Source organism: Thiocystis minor (genome assembly GCF_016653465.1).
GTDB classification, from domain to species: Bacteria; Pseudomonadota; Gammaproteobacteria; order Chromatiales; family Chromatiaceae; genus Chromatium; species Chromatium minus.
The window spans coordinates 41445-61539 of record NZ_NHSQ01000074.1 but is presented as its reverse complement, the minus strand read 5'-3'; the positions used below and the strand labels follow the sequence as shown (position 1 = coordinate 61539).

Annotated in this window: 16 protein-coding genes; 8 read left to right on the top strand and 8 right to left on the bottom strand. The window is 62.2% G+C overall.

Annotated features, from left to right (window positions below):
- Window positions 1-4 precede the first annotated feature (4 nt).
- From CCR95_RS09925 to CCR95_RS09905, 5 genes are all read right to left on the bottom strand, one after another.
- A complete protein-coding gene (locus CCR95_RS09925) occupies window positions 5-304 on the bottom strand; it encodes a rhodanese-like domain-containing protein (protein ID WP_201093970.1) in 300 nt (99 codons plus the stop codon).
- A 136-nt stretch (window positions 305-440) separates the two neighbouring features.
- Complete coding sequence (gene fccB / locus CCR95_RS09920; protein ID WP_201093968.1) at window positions 441-1733, bottom strand: sulfide-cytochrome-c reductase; 1293 nt, start codon at window positions 1731-1733, stop codon at window positions 441-443.
- Window positions 1734-1756: 23 nt separating this feature from the next.
- The gene (locus tag CCR95_RS09915) at window positions 1757-2356 is read right to left on the bottom strand and encodes a c-type cytochrome (protein WP_201093961.1); all 600 of its coding nucleotides are present in this window, start codon (window positions 2354-2356) and stop codon (window positions 1757-1759) included.
- 168 nt (window positions 2357-2524) lie between these two features.
- The gene (locus CCR95_RS09910; RefSeq protein WP_201093959.1) at window positions 2525-3487 is read right to left on the bottom strand and encodes an ankyrin repeat domain-containing protein; all 963 of its coding nucleotides are present in this window, start codon (window positions 3485-3487) and stop codon (window positions 2525-2527) included.
- A 32-nt stretch (window positions 3488-3519) separates the two neighbouring features.
- Window positions 3520-4101, bottom strand: a complete 582-nt coding sequence (locus tag CCR95_RS09905; RefSeq protein WP_201093957.1) for a NapC/NirT family cytochrome c — start codon at window positions 4099-4101, stop codon at window positions 3520-3522.
- A 358-nt stretch (window positions 4102-4459) separates the two neighbouring features.
- Here CCR95_RS09905 and CCR95_RS09900 point away from each other — a divergent pair, with 358 nt between their 5' ends.
- The 3 genes from CCR95_RS09900 to CCR95_RS09890 are packed head-to-tail and all read left to right on the top strand — an operon-like array spanning window position 4460 to window position 8452.
- The gene (locus tag CCR95_RS09900; RefSeq protein ID WP_201093955.1) at window positions 4460-5764 is read left to right on the top strand and encodes a polysaccharide deacetylase family protein; all 1305 of its coding nucleotides are present in this window, start codon (window positions 4460-4462) and stop codon (window positions 5762-5764) included.
- Between the two features lie 38 nt (window positions 5765-5802).
- A complete protein-coding gene (locus CCR95_RS09895; RefSeq protein ID WP_201093954.1) occupies window positions 5803-6954 on the top strand; it encodes a hypothetical protein in 1152 nt (383 codons plus the stop codon).
- A gap of 19 nt (window positions 6955-6973) precedes the next feature.
- Complete coding sequence (locus CCR95_RS09890) at window positions 6974-8452, top strand: glycogen synthase (protein ID WP_201093952.1); 1479 nt, start codon at window positions 6974-6976, stop codon at window positions 8450-8452.
- A gap of 149 nt (window positions 8453-8601) precedes the next feature.
- On the opposite strand, the gene CCR95_RS09885 is transcribed toward CCR95_RS09890, so the two are convergent.
- Window positions 8602-9000: a PilZ domain-containing protein gene (locus CCR95_RS09885; RefSeq protein ID WP_201093950.1), complete on the bottom strand. Its 399-nt coding sequence runs from the start codon at window positions 8998-9000 to the stop codon at window positions 8602-8604.
- 116 nt (window positions 9001-9116) lie between these two features.
- Window positions 9117-9482, bottom strand: a complete 366-nt coding sequence (locus CCR95_RS09880) for a hypothetical protein (protein ID WP_201093948.1) — start codon at window positions 9480-9482, stop codon at window positions 9117-9119.
- A 315-nt stretch (window positions 9483-9797) separates the two neighbouring features.
- Between CCR95_RS09880 and folP the strand changes: the two genes are divergently transcribed.
- The 3 genes from folP to CCR95_RS09865 all read left to right on the top strand — a co-directional run bounded on the left by folP (window position 9798) and on the right by CCR95_RS09865 (window position 14080).
- Window positions 9798-10646, top strand: a complete 849-nt coding sequence (gene folP / locus CCR95_RS09875; RefSeq protein ID WP_201093946.1) for a dihydropteroate synthase — start codon at window positions 9798-9800, stop codon at window positions 10644-10646.
- A 43-nt stretch (window positions 10647-10689) separates the two neighbouring features.
- On the top strand, window positions 10690-11358 hold the full coding sequence (mtgA, locus tag CCR95_RS09870; protein WP_242523161.1) for a monofunctional biosynthetic peptidoglycan transglycosylase: 669 nt from the start codon (window positions 10690-10692) through the stop codon (window positions 11356-11358).
- Window positions 11359-11617: 259 nt separating this feature from the next.
- Window positions 11618-14080, top strand: coding sequence for a PBP1A family penicillin-binding protein (locus CCR95_RS09865; protein WP_338115376.1), 2463 nt, complete (start codon window positions 11618-11620; stop codon window positions 14078-14080).
- Window positions 14081-14120: 40 nt separating this feature from the next.
- Here CCR95_RS09865 and CCR95_RS09860 read toward each other — a convergent pair whose 3' ends face one another.
- Complete coding sequence (locus tag CCR95_RS09860) at window positions 14121-14312, bottom strand: hypothetical protein (RefSeq protein ID WP_201093943.1); 192 nt, start codon at window positions 14310-14312, stop codon at window positions 14121-14123.
- A gap of 159 nt (window positions 14313-14471) precedes the next feature.
- Here CCR95_RS09860 and CCR95_RS09855 point away from each other — a divergent pair, with 159 nt between their 5' ends.
- A complete protein-coding gene (locus CCR95_RS09855; RefSeq protein ID WP_201093942.1) occupies window positions 14472-19064 on the top strand; it encodes a response regulator in 4593 nt (1530 codons plus the stop codon).
- A 91-nt stretch (window positions 19065-19155) separates the two neighbouring features.
- Window positions 19156-20061, top strand: a complete 906-nt coding sequence (locus tag CCR95_RS09850) for a GGDEF domain-containing protein (protein ID WP_201093941.1) — start codon at window positions 19156-19158, stop codon at window positions 20059-20061.
- Window positions 20062-20095 lie beyond the last annotated feature (34 nt).

Sequence of the window (20095 nt, the reverse complement as noted above, 5' to 3'; positions counted from 1 at the left end):
CGGGCTATTTAAAAAGATCCTCGGCCGCGCCGCGCAGTCGCTCCGGGTCCGTGGCGCTGGCGGCAGGGCCGCCCGCGCGCATGGCCGGCTCGAAGAATTCGCAGAAATTCGCGCGCGTTTTCTCCACCACGCGTTCCACCAGAGGCTCCATGCACTCGTTCGGTCGCCCTGGCGCATAGTGGCGGCAGTTGCGGCAACAATGGATCGGTTTGTCGCAGTTCAGGCAGTTCGACTCCCGCCCATAATCCGGCTTGGTCAGGCCATGTCCGCAATTCCAGCAATGACCGACGATTTCCTCTGGCATTGTGCGCTCTCCTCGGGATCACAGGTGATGGGAGGAGAAGAACACAGAATCAAGGCAGAAAAAAGGGGCCTTGTGGCCCCTTTGAAGCGATGACCCGAACGGGCCTGTCAATCTCGTGCTCAGCCGGATTTTGCGTTTATCCGAAAATATCGTGCACGATGTTGTTGTACCAACTGTAGGCGTACTCGACCTCGCGCGCCAGGGCCCAGTCCGGGGCATCGACCGGCGTCACGCCGCCGGAGTCCGGGACGCTGGCGATGGTCGCGCCATCCTCGCTGAGTCGGTAGACGCCTGCGACCGAGATCCCATAGGCGGGACCGATGATCGAGTAACAGGTATTGAGATAGGACGGCGTGCCGGGTTCCTCGCCCTTGAGCATCGCGACCACGGCCGCCGCCGCGACCTTGCCCTGACTGTTGGCGGAATAGCCGGATTTAGGCATCTCGGTGGCGATACAGGCGTCGCCGATGACATGAATCCCCTTGTGCAGCTTGGACTCGAAGGTCTTGACATCGACCGGGCACCAGCCGCTCTCGTTGGCAAGCCCGGCGGTCTGGGCGATCTTGCCTGCGCGCTGCGGCGGGATGACGTTGATCACATGCGCCTTGATCTCGTCGCCGAAGTTCGTTTCGGCGAGCATCTCGCCGGCGTCCACCTTAACCACCGCCGCGTCCGGTCCCGGACGCCATTCGATCAGGGCGTTGTCGGTCCCGAAGCCATAAAGCGTCTCCCAACCCTTGGTGAACTGGGCCTGCTTGGAGAATTTCTGGCTGTTGTCGAGGATGATGACCTTCGATTTCGGTTTGTGGGCCTTCAGATAATGGGCGATCTGACTGGCGCGCTCGTAGGGTCCGGGCGGGCAGCGGAAGGGCGCCGGCGGGGCAGCGATGATCACGGTGCCGCCATCCTTCATGTCTTCCAACTGTTTGCGCAGGATGCGGGTCTGCTCGCCGGCCTTCCAGGCGTGGGGCAGGGTCTCGGCCGCCGCCTCGCTATAGCCCGCGATCTTCTCGTAGAGGAGTTCGATGCCGGGGGCGACGATGCAGCGATCGTAGCTGTACTCGGCGCCGCCGGCGGTTTTCACCGTCTTCTTGTCGGGGTCGATGCCGGTGGCGCTGTCATGAACCACCTTGATGCCGTGCGCCTTGAGCCCGTCGTAGGTCTGCCGGAGCGATTCCAGTTTCCGTTCCCCGCCGATGACCTCGTTGCTGAGATAGCAGGTGTAATAGACCTCGTTGGGTTCGATGAGGGTGACATCGATGCTGGAATCGGCCAGTTTGAGGTATTTGGCGGCGGTGGCGCCGCCCGTTCCTCCGCCGATGACGACCACCTTCTGGGTGGCGCCAAGCGCGAGATGGGGGAAGCCGAAGAGACTGGCCGCCGCCGCGGCCCCGGAGACTTTAACGAAATCACGTCTGCTGAGTTTCATGCCTTTGTTCTCCTCCGGGGTCGTTATTGTTGGCTGGCATAGAAGGCATTGACGGCGGCGATGCCGTCCTCGCCCTCGGCCTTGAGCAGTTCGTTGAGCTTGGTCCGCATCTTCTTTTCCATCTCGCGGCGATCCGCGCGGAAATCTTCCATGGCGTATTGAAGATAGGGCAGCCACTGTCCGGCCAGGATGTTGTAGTCCTCTTCGTCGACCAGTGGCTTGCCGCCCTCGGCGTGACACTTCTCGCAATATTTATCGTGGAGTTTCGCACCCTTATCCGCGAGCGCGGTGTCGAACGATTGCTTGGCCGGCTGGTAGGTCTGCGCGTGGAAATACTCGGCCATTTTTTCGAACTCGCCCGTCGAATAGCCCTTGGCGATGCGGCCCATGATGGTCGAATAGGTCTCGCCGTTCTTGAACTCTTCCATCGTCTCGACGAAGACCACCGGATCCATGGCGGCGATACTCGGCGAGGCGGGGCCGACGCTGTTGCCGTGGGGTCCGTGGCAGCCGGCGCAACTGTTGGCGAGCATCGCGCCGGTGGCCTCGGCCCAGGCGCCCGATGAGGCACCCAGGGCGAGCGCGCCGGTCAACAGGGTCGTTTGCAGGGTTTTTCTAGCCATGGTGTTGATTCCTCCTCCTTTCCTCTGGTTATGATAGGGTCAATCGGTGGAGCTTGAGCCATCCGGGTGGTGCGGATGGATGGGTGCGTGGCGATCATGGCCACGGCATTCTTATGGTTCATGCAAGCGCCGTTTCGGCGCTTGGGTCTTGCCTTGCAATCGTTGCGATTATGCGGATACCCGCGCGAGCAAATCGATGGCGTCCCGATCATTCTTTCGGTTCGCAAGATCCAGCGCCGTGTGGCCTTGGTTGTCCTTCAGATCCGATCTGGCGCCGGCGTTGGTCAGAAGCGGGATCAGCGCATGGTGGCCGCCGTTCACCGCCGCCATCAACGCCGAGGTTCCGTCCTGATCCTGAAGGTTCGGGTCGGCGCCTTTTTCGATCAGATGTTCGGCCAGCGCTGCCTGTCCTTGCCCGCTCGCGATGATCAGCGCGCTGGCGCCGAGCGCATCGCGGGCGTTGACATCAGCCCCTTGCTCAAGCAGTGCCCGCACGACGTCGAGATGGCCATGTTCCGCGGCGATGAGCAGGGCCGTGGCGCCTTCCCGGTCGCGGGATTCCGGTTCCGCGCCCGCGTCGACCAGAAGGTTCACCAGCCCGGCATGACCGTTGCGAGCGGCCAGCATGAGCGCGGTCCGGCCCTCCCGGTCGGATGCCTTGGGGTCGGCGCCGCGGAAAATCAGTTGCTCGACCATGTCGGCGATCCCGTAGCGCGAGGCGATCATCAAGGCATCCCAGCCCGCGCGGGTCCGATCGTGGACATGCGCGCCGCGTTCCAGAAGCAGGGCGGAGATGCCGATGTGTCCGGACTCGGCGGCGAAGGTCAGTGGCGTGCAGCCGGCCACGGTGCGCGCGTTGACATTGGCGCCGCGCGTGAGCAGGAGCGCGACGGTGGCGAGATCGTTGGTCTCCACGGCCAGCATCAGCGCCGTTTTGCCGAAGGCGCTCGGGGCATCGACCGGAATGCCCCGGTCGAGCTGCTCGGTCACGGCGTCGGTGTCGCCGATCATGGCCGCCAGCCGCAGGGCGGTGCCGGAATCCGCCTCCTCGGCCCAGACCAGCGGGCCGGGCAGACAGAGAACCGCGAGCAGGAGTGCGACGCCGGTGCTGAAGGTGTGCGATCTTTTCATGATGGACTCGGAACCTTGGCTTCGTCGCGCATTCAGGATGGGTCCGCTTGGGCCGTCTCGGCAGGATCCGGTTCCTCCGGCGCGTCTGGTTCGTGATGGACGACACCCTTATGACAATCGATGCAGGTCTCGCCCTTGTCTTCCGCCGCCGCGTGCCGGCTGCGCGCCGAGCGGGTCTGCTCGGAGAGATCCATGTTCGCGAAATCGTGGCAGGTTCGGCACTCGCGCGAATCGCTGGCCTTCATCTTTTTCCAGACGTTATTGGCCATGTGCCAGCGGCGCGCCTCGAATTTCTCGGGGGTGTCGATGGTGCCCATGATCTCGTGATAGACATCCTTGGCGGCGATGATCTTGGTGATCAGCTTGGGGCCGAGTTGCTTCGGGACATGACAATCGGCGCAGGTGGCCTGGACGCCCGAGGGATTCTTGAAATGGAGCGTTTCCTGATATTCCTGGTAATTGGTCTGCATCGTATGGCACGAGGTGCAGAATTCCAGGGTGTTGGTGGCGGTGATGGCGTAGTTGGCCGTGCCCACGAAAGCGATACCCGCCAGGAACACGAGCACCAAGGCGAGCAGCGAAAAGCGACGGGGAACACGTTTTGGGTCTTTCACGGTCTCTCTATCCCATGGTGGCGACCGCCTATGCGACCCCATGCAGTGGTCGTCCGGCGCGCTTCGTATTGATAATTGTCATGGATCTTAAGTCATCGAGGGCGGTCATGCCAACCGGCATGGCGAAACGGCCGGGTGCGGTTGTTGCCGCATCGATTGGCGGATCGCAATCTAATGATCTGCGTTTCGCATTAAGCCTTTGACCGCTTCATGCCCTTTGTTTTATGTTGGCCAAGCTGGCATGTGGCCATGCATGTTGGTGGGTAAAAGCGATTTCTGGCTTCCTGATTTCCGCCGGTTGCGAAGCCTCCCGCCTCTGGCCGAGTCGGCCGCACGGCGTCTGACTGAATGAGGAGCCATGACTGGGACTATCATCCACCATGCAATTGGGCTGCATCTGCATCAGCCGCCAGGCAATCTGCGCCTGCTGATCGAGGTCAACCCCTGGGAGGCGGAGGAGATCGTTCGCTGCTACGAGCGGGTCGTTCGGTATGCCTTGACGTATCGGGATGTGGCGCGTTTGCATATCGGGTTCTCCGGTGTCCTGCTGGAACAGCTGATCGATCCGGACATCGTCGACCGTTATCGGCATCTCGTCGATCTTCCGGCGATGCTCGAACAGTATCGGGAGGCCGAGAATATCGAGCTGATCGGCATGGGATACTATCATCCGATCTTCCCGCTCATTCCGCGCGCGGATTGGCTTGAGCAGCTCGAACGCGGCATGGCCATCATGGAGCGGGTGTTCGGGCGCGTCCCGCGCGGATTCTGGCCGCCGGAGATGGCCTTCACCATGGACATGATTCCGGCTCTGGTTCAGGCCGGTTACGACTATGTCGTGGTCGATGGTGTGCATGTCCGCCCCGAGGATGGCATCAGCGACATCTTTCGGCCCTATGTCGCCTGCCACGATGGGTGCTGTATCAGCGTGGTCCCGCGAGATCGAGACGTCTCCAACGCACAGTCAAGCGGCATCGATCTGCAATGGTTCCAGGATGAAGTCCGGTGGCGTATCGCCGGTTCGCCGCGTCCACGAGAACGCCGTCTGGTGACAACCTGGTCGGACGGAGAAAACGGCGGCTGGTTTCGCCAGCTCCATGAGGAATCTGGCTTTTTCGGTCATTTTTTCGCGCCCTATATGGATCGGTGTCGCACGGCCGACTATCCGATCAAGCCCATCTGCCTGAGTCATTATCTCGCCCAGATCCGACCGTTAACCCAGGCGCGGATCCAGACCGGAGCCTGGAATGTGGGCTCGACTTCGGGCGAGGATCTCTCTCAGTGGTTTGGCAGCGAGCGGCAGCGCCAGGCGGTCGCCGAGGTGAAACGACTGAGCGCGCGCTACTGGGATCTGTGCCGCGGTCAACCCGACGCCTTTCGGGTGGCGAGCGAGGCGATGTTCCGCGCACGGCGTTTGATTCTGGAGGCTGAGACCAGTTGTTTTCTGTTTTGGAGCGATGCCTGGATCCCTCATCTGTATGCGCGCACGGCAGCGGCCGAGATGGCCTTGCGCGAAGTTGAGGCGAGCCTGGAAATGGGATTTGCGATGCCATCGGAGGGGTTTGACAGAGCGTCCTCGTCGGCGGCGGTCGCAACCTTGGCGACCGACGCGCGCGAGGCGCAATCCGATCTGGTGGAACCGCTCTCCGGCTCAGGCCCTTGACGCTGGTTTGGGGCGCCACAGTTTCTTAACCGGGAGACATGACCATCACCATTCATGCGGATCGTCTTCCTGCTGCCTCGGATGTCTCGATCAGCGAGCTTTCCAAGGACGGGCGGGATTCCTTGGCGGTCCGTTTTGCAATCCGTCCGGCCCTGATTGCGCCCGATCTAGCGCCGCCGCCAGCGCCGCTTACCCCCATTTTTCCGCTGGAGATCAAGGCGACCCAGCTCGTGCTTTTTGAGGGCGCGGCCAATGAGGTGCGGGTGCGCTGGCATCTGCAAAACAATGATTACGTTCGCGCCAGTCATGATTTTCCAGTCAATGGCGGTCAGCCATTGCCGGTTTTGCGTCTGCGGCGGCTACGCGATGACGGCACGTCCGAGGATGTCGAAGAGCGTCGCCCCTGGCTCGCCGGCAACCGGGGAGAGGGCGAGACCGGATTCCGGGTCGGACCGGACGCCGCTCGCTTTGAGGCGGAACTTGGACTGGCGAATGCGGCCGGTGGCTGGCTTCTCCTGGCGCGCTCGAATCGACTTGAGCATGCCGCCGGTATTGGGCTCAAATTTCCGGCGGTCAGGGAGCGGGCAGACGTCCAGCCTATCTTGGATCCAACCCTGGATCTTCCGCCGGGCGAACTCACGCCGGAGTTTCCAGCGCCGGTTCCGGGTGCTGGACGGAATTCCGGATGGCCGTCGGAGGCTTGCGCCCGGATGCCGCGCGAGGAAAATTTTTCGGTTGCCATACGCGGCGTGGCGTGGAGCGAATCCAATCCCGACGGCGTTGAAGAGGCGGCCGGACCAGGACAACCGACCGTTACGCACAACCGGGTCTTCGCGACCCGCCTCGCACGGGATCTCCTGAATGACAAGGCAGCGACCGCTGCCAGCGCCACCCTCGCCCAGGAATCCAGCGAACCTGCGATCGCTGGCACATCCCGGATCCCGACTCTGATCTATGGTCGATCGTCGCCTCAGTGTGCCGAGCTACTGATCGAGGCCGAACTTCACATCCACGGTTGGGCCGCGCCCAACACGGAGATCGATCTGTTCGGTCGACGCTATCATGTCGGTCCAGGCGGGCGTTTTCAATTCGTGGTCAAGGTCGATGAGCCGACCCTGTTGAAACAGGCATTGATGCTCCATCCGCCGCCGGAACTGGATGCCCCACGCAACAATCGATCACATACTTAAACGTAGGGGAAACGGGCGCATGTATATCGCTATGGTGAGCGCCGAGTGTGCGCCCATCGCAAAAGCAGGTGGTCTTGGCGACTTTGTTCAAGGCTTATCCCGCGAACTGGCCGTTCGAGGAAACGCGGTGGACGTTTTTCTGCCGTATTACGCTCTGTCACGGCTTGAGTCCGTCGCCGGCCTGCGCGAAATCGACCCGAATCTGCGGGTGCCATTTCATGATCAGTGGCTCTCCTGCCGGGTGCTTGGCGGCGCAATGGATGGCGTCAACTGCCTGTTCATCGATCCTCGATCACCGCACGGTTTTTTCCAGCGGGGCCGGATCTATGGCGAGCCGGACGACCCGGAGCGCTTCGCCTTTTTCTCGCGCGCGGTCCTGGAGTTCCTGCTGCAATCCGGACGGCGGCCGGACATTCTGCACTGCAACGATTGGCATACCGGGTTGATTCCGGTCCTGCTCTATGAAGTCTATGAAGCGCTTGGGCTCACCCGCACCCGCGTCTGTTATACCCTGCACAATCTCGGGTATCAGGGCCAGGTCGACGAATCCATCCTGCGTCAGGCCGGTCTCGATCCGCGGCGTTTGCTGGTCGCCGACCGTCTGCTCGATCCGCGCGACGGTCGGGTCGCGAATCTGTTGAAGGGCGGCATCGTGTATGCGAATTTCGTCAACACGGTTTCGCCGCGTTACGCCTGGGAGATTCAGGATACCGATCAGGGGATGGGATTGCAGCCTCTGCTGAAGACGCACGCGCACAAGTTCGGGGGCGTGCTGAATGGGATCGACAGTCTGGTCTGGAACCCCGCGGTCGATCCGCTCATCCCGGTCAATTATGGGGTGAACAGTCTCCCGCGCAAGGCGGCCAACCGTCAGGCGTTGCGCACCCGCCTGGGGCTGCGGGAAGTGGAAAAACCCATCCTTGCGATTGTCAGCCGACTGGACTTTCAGAAGGGCGTCGAGCTGATGCTGCATGGCATTCGGTATGCCCTGGCGCATGATAGTCAGGTGGTTCTGTTGGGCGCGGCGCTCGATCCCGTCATTGCCGCGCGGTTTGCGCGTCTGAAGGAGGAGACGGATCCAAACCCGGATTGTCATCTGGAGTTGGGATACGACGAGACGCTGGCCCACCTCATCTATGCCGGCGCGGATCTGATCCTGATTCCAAGCCTCTACGAACCCTGCGGCCTGGCGCAGATGATCGCGATGAAGTATGGCGTGGTGCCCATCGTGCGACGCGTCGGCGGGCTGGCGGACACGGTTTTCGATGCCAACTATTCGGATAAACCCTTCGAGATTCGCAACGGTTATTTGTTCGACGATCTAACCGAGGCGGGACTGGAAGGCGCCATGAGCCGCGCGCTCGGTCTCTGGTGGCGTTTTCCGGAATATTTTCGGCAATTGCGCGTCAACGGAATGCGCGCCGATTTTTCCTGGAGCCTGCCGGCCCAACAGTATCTCGACATCTATGCGCACTTGTGCAAACAGGAACCGACATAATCCTTGCGCCTCTCGCATGGGTTCCGAATGCGGAGAGCCTCTGCGATGTGGCGCAAATCCTGGAAATCGGCGGTTGATATCCACATCCCCTGTGGTTGGAATTGTGGATAACCTGTGAGGCGACGGCCTAACTGTCGAAGTCGGCTCGCTCAACGAGTGTCTGGTTCAATTTTGCTCAGTCGAGTCGTCGGCAGGCGCATCAGGGCGCGGATGCTGTTCAGCGCGTTGTCTCCGACATCCGAGAACTCGATGCCGAGACACCAGAGATTTTCCGAACAGGTCGGCGAAATCCAGGCCACCGAGCCAACGACCTGAATCCCCTCGGGATGGTCGGGGGCTTGCATTTCCACCAGCAGGTTCGATTTGAGCGCAAACAGGCGACTGCTGCGCACTTGGACGCCTCCCTCGCTGATGTCATGCCCGATCGCATGATGTATGCCCAGCGTGGGGGTCTGCGGTTCCAGGGCCAACGGCAAGAGGCGTGCCTGACATTCCCAGGACACGCGCGCGGCAAACCGGCGTTCGTCCGCTTCCATTTTCGCGATCATCGATTGTCGCTCCCGTAGTGGTGGTGGAAAACGTCCCGTTGCGTATGAAGATATATCCGCGGGCAGCGGATCGCCGAGGGCTGGATGAATCGAACGATCCGCTCGAAGCGCATGGTTCATTCCTCATAGATCATGCAATTCGCGACTAACCTCAGGCGCAAGGTCTGTCTGGGTTTCAGGTGGATCGATCGGCTGCAAGTGTTAAAGCCGATCGAATATTCAAGGAGATAATCGCCTGGGTCAAGGTTCAGGCTGAAGCGCTGGTTGCGACCGAGCCGATAGAGATCGTTTTGATCGATCCTCACCCGCATGGGCGCAAACCATCCCACCAGCGAGCCGTCCCGAAACAAGCTCAACGTGCCGGCCTCCGCGGGTCGGTTCACCGTGGGCAATGGCCCAATTCGGCCGCCCGCGGTGGCGCAACCGGCAATCAAGACAGCGATGGCCAGCACGGCGGATCGGTACGGCTTTGTTTTACACATGACAGAATGATCTCGGTGGCTGTCGGCAGGACTCGGTGTCGCTCCGATCCCGGTTCAGTCCGCGGCGATACACGGAAATCCTGCCCGCGTGGCATGCTTCGCCGTGTGGCTTGCAACTGTGCGAAAGTCCCAAGACCGTCTCAGGTCGTTGTCGTTGTCGTTGTCGTAATCGAATATTCGCCATGTCGAGACCGCGATTACGACAACGACAACGACAACGAGGAGGCCCCGGTCTCAGAACTTGAGCGGCGATGCACCAGGATCATGCGCGCTCCCTTGATGGGGCGTCAAAGACTATCAAATGGAAGGCGATCCATGAACACTTTTTCACCCTCGGCCCCTCATTTCACGGCGGAGTCTCCACCGCGGATCATGGGCATTCTGAACGTCACCCCGGACAGCTTCTCGGACGGCGGGCGTTATTCGGATCTCGATGCTGCGGTTGCTCAGGGCATTTCCATGCTCGAACAAGGCGCGGACCTGATCGATGTGGGCGGCGAATCGACCCGCCCCGGTGCGCGGCCAATCCCCGCCGCGGAGCAGGAACGGCGGGTGATCGCCGTCATCCGTCAGTTGCGCGAGCAGATCGCGCCCGCAGTTCCCATCAGTATCGATACGACCTCGGCGCAGGTCGCCAGCGCGGCAATCGATGCGGGCGCAAGCTGGATCAACGATACCTCGGCGGGCGTCGATGACCCCCGGATGCTGCCATTGGCGGCGGAGCGCGACGTCCCCATCGTGCTGATGCATCGTCAGGGACGACCGCAGGACATGCAGGTCAATCCTTGCTACGTGGATGTCGTGCGTGAGGTTTGCGACGCTCTCGCGCGACGCGCGGACGCCGCGCGACACGCGGGAATTCGCGAGCACCGGATCCTGCTCGATCCGGGGATTGGTTTCGGTAAACGGGCGGAGCACAATCTGGCCCTGCTGGCGCGGCTGGGCGAATTGGTTCGTCTGGGCTTTCCGGTTCTGCTCGGTACCAGTCGGAAACGTTTCATGGCGGACCTCTGCGGTGGGAGCGAGCCCGCCGCGCTGATGCCGGCGACCTGCGCCACGACCGCCATCGGCGTCATGGCCGGTGCCCGGATTTTTCGTGTCCATGATGTCGCCGGCAACCGCCAGGCCGCCGATCTTGCTTGGGCGATCCGCCATGCGGTCTGAGGTGCCATGGAAGCGCAGACTGCGCACCGTTGCGAAAGGGGGGATGGCTCTTGTCGCGGGTTTCATCTTGCTGTCGATGGCGGCGGTCTTTCTGTTGCGTTGGGTGAATCCGCCAACCTCCGCGGTCATGGTGACACACTGGATCGCCAGTCGCGTTCCGTCGGGCAACGCGCCAGCCGTCTTCCATCGCTGGGTCGATTGGGAGCTGATCCCGCCCCCCGTGGCGCTGGCCGTGATTGCCGCCGAGGATCAGCGCTTTCCCACCCATCATGGCTTCGATCTGGTGGAAATTCGCCGGGCGTTGGCGACGTTCCAGGATGGGGGGCGGTTGCGCGGCGCCAGCACCATCACCCAGCAAACGGCCAAAAATCTCTTTCTCTGGTCCGGCCGCGACTATCTGCGCAAGGGGTTGGAGGTCTGGTTCACCATCCTGCTTGAAACCTTCTGGTCGAAGCAGCGGATCCTGGAGGTCTATCTCAACATCGCCCAATTTAGCCCCGATACTTATGGCGTTGGCGCCGCCAGCGGGCGTTATCTGGGCCGCCATGTCTCGGATCTCGGTTTCCAGGAGGCGGCCTTGCTTGCGGCCGTGCTGCCAAATCCGATCCTCTATCGCCTGGACGCGCCATCCGCAAGCGTCAGACGACGCGCCGTCTGGATTGGACGTCAGATGCGGCAACTCGGTGGACTTGAGTATCTGAAACGGCTGTAGACGATGTCCGGGAAACGGCGCGTGCGTTTGGAATTCGGGTGACATCGACCTTGATGTACAATCCCAGCGACATACCATGGCGATATCCATCCTCTCAAGAGCCCCATTTTCATCGGCTGGTCCGACGCGGGCGGAGTGAAATTTGGAACCACAACCCAACCGCGTGACGTCGAAGTCTCTCCCGCAAAACCCGCCCGACACCTCAGCCGAACCGGATGCGTCCCGGCAGGCGAGTGCGGGATCCCGGCGAAAACCCCGTGTGTCGCTGCCGGTCGGACGTGCGCCGCGTTCCTTTTTTGGCTGGCTGGGCCATTTTCTGGGGCTCCTGGGCATGCCCCTGCAACTGCTGGCCCTGGGCTTGCTGGGTCTGGCCGCCTTCATCAGCGTGACCCTTCCCGACTTGCCGGATGTCGAGAGTCTGCGCACGGTCCAGTTTCAGGAGCCGCTGCGGGTCTTCAGCGCCGATGGTGCGCTGATCTCGGAATTTGGCATCGAGCGTCGCCGCCCGGTCGCCATCGACAGGATTCCACCGCTGGTCATCAATGCCTTTCTCGCCACCGAGGACAGCCGCTTCTTCGAGCATGGCGGCGTCGATACCGTCGGCATGGGGCGGGCCTTGCTCAGTTATGTCGCGACCGGCGAAAAGGCCCAGGGCGGCAGTACCATCTCCATGCAGGTCACCCGAAGTTTTTTCCTGTCGCCGGAAAAGACGTTTCAGCGCAAGCTCATGGAGGTACTGCTGACGCTGCATGTCGAGCAGACCCTGACCAAGGACCAAATCCTGGAACTCTATCTGAACCAGATTTTCTTCGGACATCGCACCTACGGGATCTCCGCCGCCGCCTCGCTGTATTACGACAAGGCCCTCGACGAACTCACCGAGGCCGAGGCGGCGATGCTGGCGGGCATCCCCAAGGCGCCCTCCAAGAATAATCCGGTGACGAATCCGGCCCGCGCGCTGGAACGGCGTAATTACATCCTGGGCCGGATGCACGAACTCGGCTACATCGACACGAACCGCTATGAGATCGCGGTGAACGAGCCAGATACCGCGCGCTTACACCGCCGTCAACCGGAGCTGGACGCCGGTTTTATTGGCGAAATGGTGCGCTCGGAAATGCTGCGGTTTTACGGCGAGGACGCGGTCAGCCAGGGGTATCGGGTGACGACCACCGTCGAATCCTGGCTTCAGACGGCGGCTCAGGATTCCCTGCGGCTGTCGCTGAGTCAATATGACCGCCGGCACGGCTATCGCGGTCCCGAGGCGGTCGTGAATCTGGCCGGGATGTCGGAGGAGCGAATGGACGAGTCTCTGGCGACAGCGGTCCGGATCCCGGAGCTGGAGCCAGGGCTGGTGACGAAGGTTACCTCGGCCGGGGCGGAGATTTATCTTGGCCAGGGTCAGCGCGTCACGCTGGATGCGGGCCGTCTCTCCTGGGCGCGAACCCAGCGCAATCTTGTCCGTTGGAACGGTCCGCGGCGTAAATCCTCCGATGCCGTGCTCGCGGGCGACCTCATTCGTCTCCGTCCGGCGAAAAAAGGCGGCTGGGAGTTGGGTCAGATCCCGCTCGTCGGCGGTGCCCTGGTGTCAATTGCCCCGCGCGATGGGGCCGTGCGCGCGTTGGTCGGCGGCTACACCTTCAACGAGACAAAATTCAACCGCGCCGTGGACATGCGCCGTCAACCCGGCTCCAGTTTCAAGCCGTTCATCTATGCCGCCGCGCTCGACAAGGGCTGGACACCGGCCAGTCTGCTCAAGGACCAGGCGGTCAAGATGCCCGGCAACGAGCGCTGGAATCCCAAGAATTCCGACCACAAGGAATTGGGTCCGATCCGCATGCGCAAGGCTCTGGCGCTTTCGCGCAACCTGGCCAGTATCAATCTGTTGCAGAGTATCGGCGTCGAGGAGACCCAGAATTACCTCCGCCGCTTTGGCTTTGAACTTGAAGCCCTGCCTCTGGGACTCTCGATGGCGCTCGGCACCGGCGCACTCTCGCCGGTGAAACTCGCCGAGGGCTATGCGGTCTTTGCGAACGGCGGTTATCACGTCATCCCCTATTTCATCGCGCGCGTCGAGGATGGCAACGGGCGGATCGTCTTCGAGGCCAATCCGTCGCAAGCCTGCGCCGATTGCTGGTACCGAACCGGCGCGGCGACGGCCAGCACCCAGGGACTCCAACCGGCCAATCCCGCCGAGCAGGTGATCGATCCGCGCATCGCCTATCAGATGACCTCGCTGCTGCGCGAAGTGGTGGAACGTGGCACGGGGACGCGCGCCAAAAAGCTGAATCGCGAGGATATTGTCGGCAAGACCGGCACGACCAACGATATCCGCGATTCCTGGTTCGCGGGCTATCAGGCCAACTTCGTGACCATCGCCTGGATGGGCTTCGACGACTTCGGCAAGCTTGGTCGGGGGGAGGAGGGCGGCAAGGCCGCGCTGGGAATGTGGGTCGATTTCATGCGCACGGCACTCAAGGATCAGCCGATCGCCACGCTTGAGCCGCCGCCCGGTCTGGTGCAGGTTCGCGTCGACCCGAATCGGGGGACCGAAACCAAATCCAAGAGCGGGATCCTGGAGATGGTGAAGGAGGAAAACCGCCTGATGCTACTCGGTCCCGAGCCGATCAAGGTCGCTGGACCATCGGCCAGCCCTGCCAAACGAAAACCGGCCACGACCGTCAAACGCTCGGCGCCGCGGGTCATGGACGATCTGTTTTAACCGCTCGTCCAAGACTGGCAGGCGTCGTTGGTCCATCGACTCACGCCTCGTCCGACGCCGGCGATGGCGACGCGGTTTCGGAGCGATCGGTTCTGTCGTCGTGGTCGAGCAGTTGCGTCTCTGGAGGCTGCTCCTCGCTGACGACGGTCTTCCGCTGTTGCTTCTCTTCCTTCTTCTGCTTTTTGGCGAGGTCTCGCTGACGCTTTGCAAACGCGTAGTTAGGTTTGGCCATTTGACATCTCTTCCGCACGGTTTGAGGATAAAGCAAACAGAATAAAGCATTTTCCCGCCGACTGCTGTCGGCAGTTCGCGGGAGCGGCCAGGGACCGCGCCGCGAAGACGCGATCGCCGAAGGATCCATCCACGAGTTGTCATGGTCAGATGAGTGCCGATGAGTAAAGTGTACGCGAGGGGTCAAAGTCAGGCAGGGGTTTCCTGGATGGCCGGCGCGGTCGTGACGATCGTGATTATTGGGGCGATCTTCTCCTGGTGGACCGTGCTGCGCGCCGATCACGAGCTGCGTGAGGAACTGCTCAAGCAAATCCGCCTGGTGGCGCGGACGGTGAATGTCGAGGGCGTCCAGGCGCTCACCGGCACGGCGGCGGATCTGGATAATCCCGATTACCTGCGGCTCAAGGAACAGATGATCGCCGTCCGCTCGGCCAATCCGCAATTCCGGTTTGCCTATCTCATGGGCCGCAAGCCCGATGGTGCGGTGTTTTTCTTCGTGAACAGCGAAACGGCCGGCGCGGAGGGTTATTCTCCGCCAGGGCAAGTGTACGAGGATGCATCGACCGGCTTGCTCGCGGTCTTCGATGACAAGACCGAGTTGGTGGAAGGCCCGATTGCCGACGGTTGGGGCACCTGGATCTCAGCCTTGGTGCCAATCCAGGATACCGCGACGGGACTTTCCGATTCCGTCACGCCGGCCGATGCCCAGGCCATGGTGCGCAAAGCCGCGGACTTCTACCGCGAACAGGGCCGCGAGCGTTTCATGCGGGAAGTGAACGACCCGCTAGGCGCCTTTCGACAGGACAGTCTCTATGCGTTTGTCTACGATTCCGAGATGACCATGCTGGCGCATCCGGTCAAACCGGAACTGGTTGGCCGCAACCTGATCGATCAGAAGGATTGGTCCGGGGGGACGTTCTTCCGGCGGGAGATTCAGCGGATCGCCCTCTCCGAGGGCAGCGGCTGGGTCGATTATCAGTACGTCAATCCCACCACCCGCAAACTTCAGCCCAAGACCACCTATGTCGAACGGGTGGACGATCTGATCCTTTGCGCCGGCGCCTATAAAGGCACCGGCGAGATGCTTGCCGTCCTGGGGATGGATATCGACGCGCGTGACTGGCGCTGGAATCTGGCCGCGCGCGCGGCCATTCCGGTGGGGCTGATGCTGGTGTTACTGATCGGCCTGACGACCGCGCTGGTCTCCAGGCGCAGGATCGATTCACGGCCCAAACCGGTGCTGCGGCGTCTGTTGCCGCCACTGACGGCGATGGTGCTGCTCTTGATGGCAGGCGCGGTCGCGCTGCTGTGGCAGCAGCATCGGCAGCAGCTAAACGTGACCACCGCCAATACGCTCGCCCAGGTGTCTGGCGACCTGCGGGCCGCTTTGAAGCAGCAGGCCGCCGGTCTGGCCGCGGCCATCCAGCCCATTGCGGCGGATGCCAGGGTGCGCGCGGCCTTGGGTCAGCACGCGGGCGAGCGCGATATCGAGCAACTCCTCGCTGACTGGAGTCCTCTCTATCAGACGCTGCACCGGGATTACCATCTCACGCATTTCTATTTTTTCGACCGTCACCGCGTCTGTTTGCTGCGCGTTCACAAGCCGGAGAAATTCGGCGACCGCATCGGTCGCTTCAGCGCGCTGGAGGCCGAGCGTACCGGCCATACCGCCTCGGGTCTGGAGCTTGGGCCACTTGGCACCTTTACCTTGCGGGTGGTTCAGCCGGTCTTCGACGCGGGCACGCTCGTCGGTTATGTCGAGTTGGGCAAGGAGATCGAGGAGGTGCTCCAATCGCTCCATCTGCGTTCCGGCAGCCAACTGGCCGTGTCGATTCGCAAGGAATTTCTCGACCGTCGGACCTGGGAAGAAGGGATGCGCCTGCTCGGACGCGAGGCCGACTGGGATCGTTTGCCCGACAGCGTCTTGATCCACGCCTCTCAGGGCCGTCTGCCCGATGCCTTCGCGCCCTTTGCCAACCATGCCCCAGAGGGCAATCATGCCCACGGCGAATCGAACCACGAGATCGTCTTCGACGGGAACCCCTGGCGGGTGTCCGTGGCGCCCCTAACCGACGCCGCGGGCAGCGAGGTTGGCGACCTCCTGATCATCCGCAATATCCGTGCCGAACAGGACGCCTTTGCGCGCCTGCTGACGCTGGGCGGCGCGGGGAGCGGGGTGTTGCTCGCGGTGATTCTGGGCATGATCCTGGTGCTGTTACGCCGCGCCGATCGCGCGATTCTCGGCCAGCAGGCAGACCTGCGGGCGAGCCGCGAACAGTATGAACTGGCGGTCAAGGGCTCCAACGACGGCATCTGGGATTGGAATCTACGCGACAACAGTCTCTTCCTCTCGCCCCAGTGGAAGGCCCAGCTCGGCTACCGGGACGAGGAACTGGCCAATGTCTTCGCGACCTTTGAAGGGCTTCTGCATCCCGACGACAAACCGACGGTGATGGCCTATGTCGAGCACTATCTGCACGCCTCGCTCCAACACTACGACATCCAGTTTCGGCTGCGGCACAAGGATGGCAGCGATCGCTGGATCCATGCCCGCGGGGCGGCGATTCGCGACGAGGCCGGCAATCCCTTCCGGATGGCCGGGTCGCATACCGACATCACCGAGCGCAAACTGGCCGACGACGCCCTGCGTCGGGCCAAGGAAGAGGCGGAGCGGCTGAACGAACATCTGGCGCAACAGACCGCGTTCGCCCAGGAGCAGGCGGCCAGGGCCGAGCTGGCCAATATCGCCAAGAGCGAATTTCTGGCCAACATGAGCCACGAAATCCGCACGCCCATGAACGGGGTCATCGGCATGACCGGTCTGCTGCTGGAGACGGATCTCAACGACGAGCAGCGTCATTTTGCCGAGGTCGTGCGGGCCAGCGGCGAATCCCTGCTGCGTCTGATCAACGACATCCTCGACTTTTCCAAGATCGAGGCCGGAAAACTTGACCTGGAAGAACTGGACTTCGATCTGTCGAGTTCGCTGGAGGATTTTGCCGCGACGCTGGCCGTGCGCGCCCAGGACAAGGGGCTTGAATTTCTGTGTGCCGCCGATCCCGAGGTTCCGGCGTTTCTGCGTGGCGACCCCGGCCGTGTGCGCCAGATCCTGACCAATCTGGCCGGCAACGCCATCAAGTTCACGCCCTCCGGAGAGGTATCGGTTCGGGTGTCGGTTCTGGAGGAGCAGACGAGCGGTGTCCTGCTCCGCTTTGCGGTCCGCGACACGGGGATCGGCATCCCTCCGGACAAACTCGGACTGCTGTTCGACAAGTTTAGTCAGGTCGACGCCTCCACCACGCGGCAATACGGCGGTACCGGTCTCGGCCTGGCGATCTCCAAACAGTTGGCCGCGTTGATGGGCGGCGAGGTCGGCGTCAACAGCGAGGAAGGCAAGGGCTCGGAGTTCTGGTTCACGGCGCGTCTTGCCAAGCAACCCGAGTCTGCGAATACCCCGATGCCCTTACCGGCGGATCTGTTTGGCGTGCATGTCCTGATCGTCGACGACAACGCCACCAATCGCGAAATCCTGACCACGCGTTTGACCTGCTGGGGCATGCGGCCGGCGGAGGCACGGGACGGCCCCGAGGCGCTCCAGCGTCTCTCGACGGCGCTGGACGAGCAGGATCCTTTCCGTTTGGCCGTCATCGACATGCAGATGCCCGACATGGATGGCGAGACCCTGGGTCGAACCATCAAGGCGGACCCGCGCCTTGCCGACACCCGGATGGTCATGCTGACCTCGCTGGGAATGCGTGGCGACGCCCGGCGTTTCCAGGAAATCGGATTCGCGGCCTATGCCACCAAGCCGATTCGGCACGAAGAGTTGCAGGCGGTTCTCTTACTGGCACTGGCCGATCACGTCGCCATGGAGGCGAGCCCGAGGCCAATCGCCATGCGCCACCGGGCGCGCGAGACCCTCAACCTGTTCGCCGGGCATACGGCGCGCATCTTGCTCGCGGAGGACAACATTACCAACCAGCAGGTCGCCTTGGGCATTCTGAAAAAAATGGGGTTGCACGCCGACGCCGTGGCAAACGGCGCGGAAGCCGTCACGGCGCTCGCGACCATTCCCTACGATCTGGTTCTGATGGACGTGCAGATGCCCGTCATGGACGGACTGGAGGCCACGCGGATCATTCGCGATCCGGCGTCCGCCGTCCGGAATCATCGGCTGCCGATTATCGCCATGACCGCCAATGCGATGCGGGGTGACCAGGAACATTGTCTGAACGCGGGTATGAGCGATTATGTGTCCAAGCCGGTTTCTCCAACCGTTTTGGCGCAGGTGCTCGCACAATGGTTGCCGAGGGAATCCATGTCCGAGACCCGTCAAGCGTCGGAGGTGGCCGAGCAAACCGTCACGTCTTCCGTTCGAATACTGGATGTGGATGTGTCGGTTTTCGACCGGGCTGATTTACTGTCCCGACTGATGGACGACGAGAACCTGGCGCGCACTGTGGCCAAATGTTTCCTGACCGATCTACCACGACAGATCGCGGCGCTACGGGGCACTCTGGAGGTTGGAGACGCCCCAAGCGCCGAGCGGCAGGCGCATACCATCAAGGGTGCGTCGGCCAATGTGGGTGGTCAACGCTTGCGGGCGGTGGCCTTCGCGATGGAGCAGGCGGCCAAGGCCGGAGATTTGAACACGGCCAGAGACCGTCTGGTCGAACTGGAAACGGAGTTCGACGGATTGAGGCACTCGATGGTTCAGGATTTCCCGCTCCTGACCGACCGGGAGTGGTTGTGATCGCGATCCTGTTCAGCCGCAGTCATCCGGACGTCGCCGCCATTGATGTTGGCGACGCGGGCATCGAGTCAATGAGTTGGAGGAGGTGGCGATGCGTATCCTGATCGCCGAAGACGATGTGACATCCCGCGTCGTGTTGGCGGAGATGCTGAGGAAGATCGGTCATGACGTCATCGAGACCGTCAACGGCGCCGCTGCCTGGGAGGTCTTGAAGCATCCCGACGCGCCGGCCCTGGCCATTCTCGACTGGATGATGCCGGAGCTGGATGGGCTGGAGGTCGTGCGTCGTGTGCGCTCGTTGCCGACCGATCAGCCGCCGTATCTCATCATGCTGACCGCCAAGGGGGCAAAGGCCGACATCGTCTCCGGGCTGGATGGCGGGGCCGACGATTACCTGGCCAAGCCGTTCGATCCCGGCGAGTTGGGCGCGCGCATTGAGGTCGGTCGCCGCCTGGTCGAAATGCAGTCCAAGTTTCTCGCCGCGCGCGACGCGCTGGCGCACGAGGCCACGCACGATCCGCTGACCGGCGTGTTGAACCGCCGGGCCATCCTGGACGCGCTCGCGCGTCAACTGTCCCGAGAGCAGCGGCACCCCGAGGGTCTGGCCGTCGGGATTTGCGACATCGACCATTTCAAGCTGGTCAACGATACCTACGGTCATACGGTGGGCGATGAAGTGCTCTGCCGCTTCGCCCGGACCCTGGAAAGCAATCTCAGACCCTATGACTTCCTGGGCCGTTTCGGCGGAGAGGAGTTCGTGGTGATCACGCCACGCATTCAAGAACTCGATGTCAGGACGCTCTATCAGCGTTTGCTGTCGGCCATCTCGGAGCGTCCGGTCCCCACCAAAGCGGGTCAGGTGCCCATCACCTTCAGCGCTGGGGTCAAGCTCTGGAACGCCGGCGAGGATGTGGACGCCATGCTCATGGCGGCCGATACTGCCCTGTATCGGGCCAAACACGAGGGACGCAATCGCGTTTGTCTGGCCGAGGGGTAAGGCGATTTCCGGGAACGTTTCTACCGGAATCAAT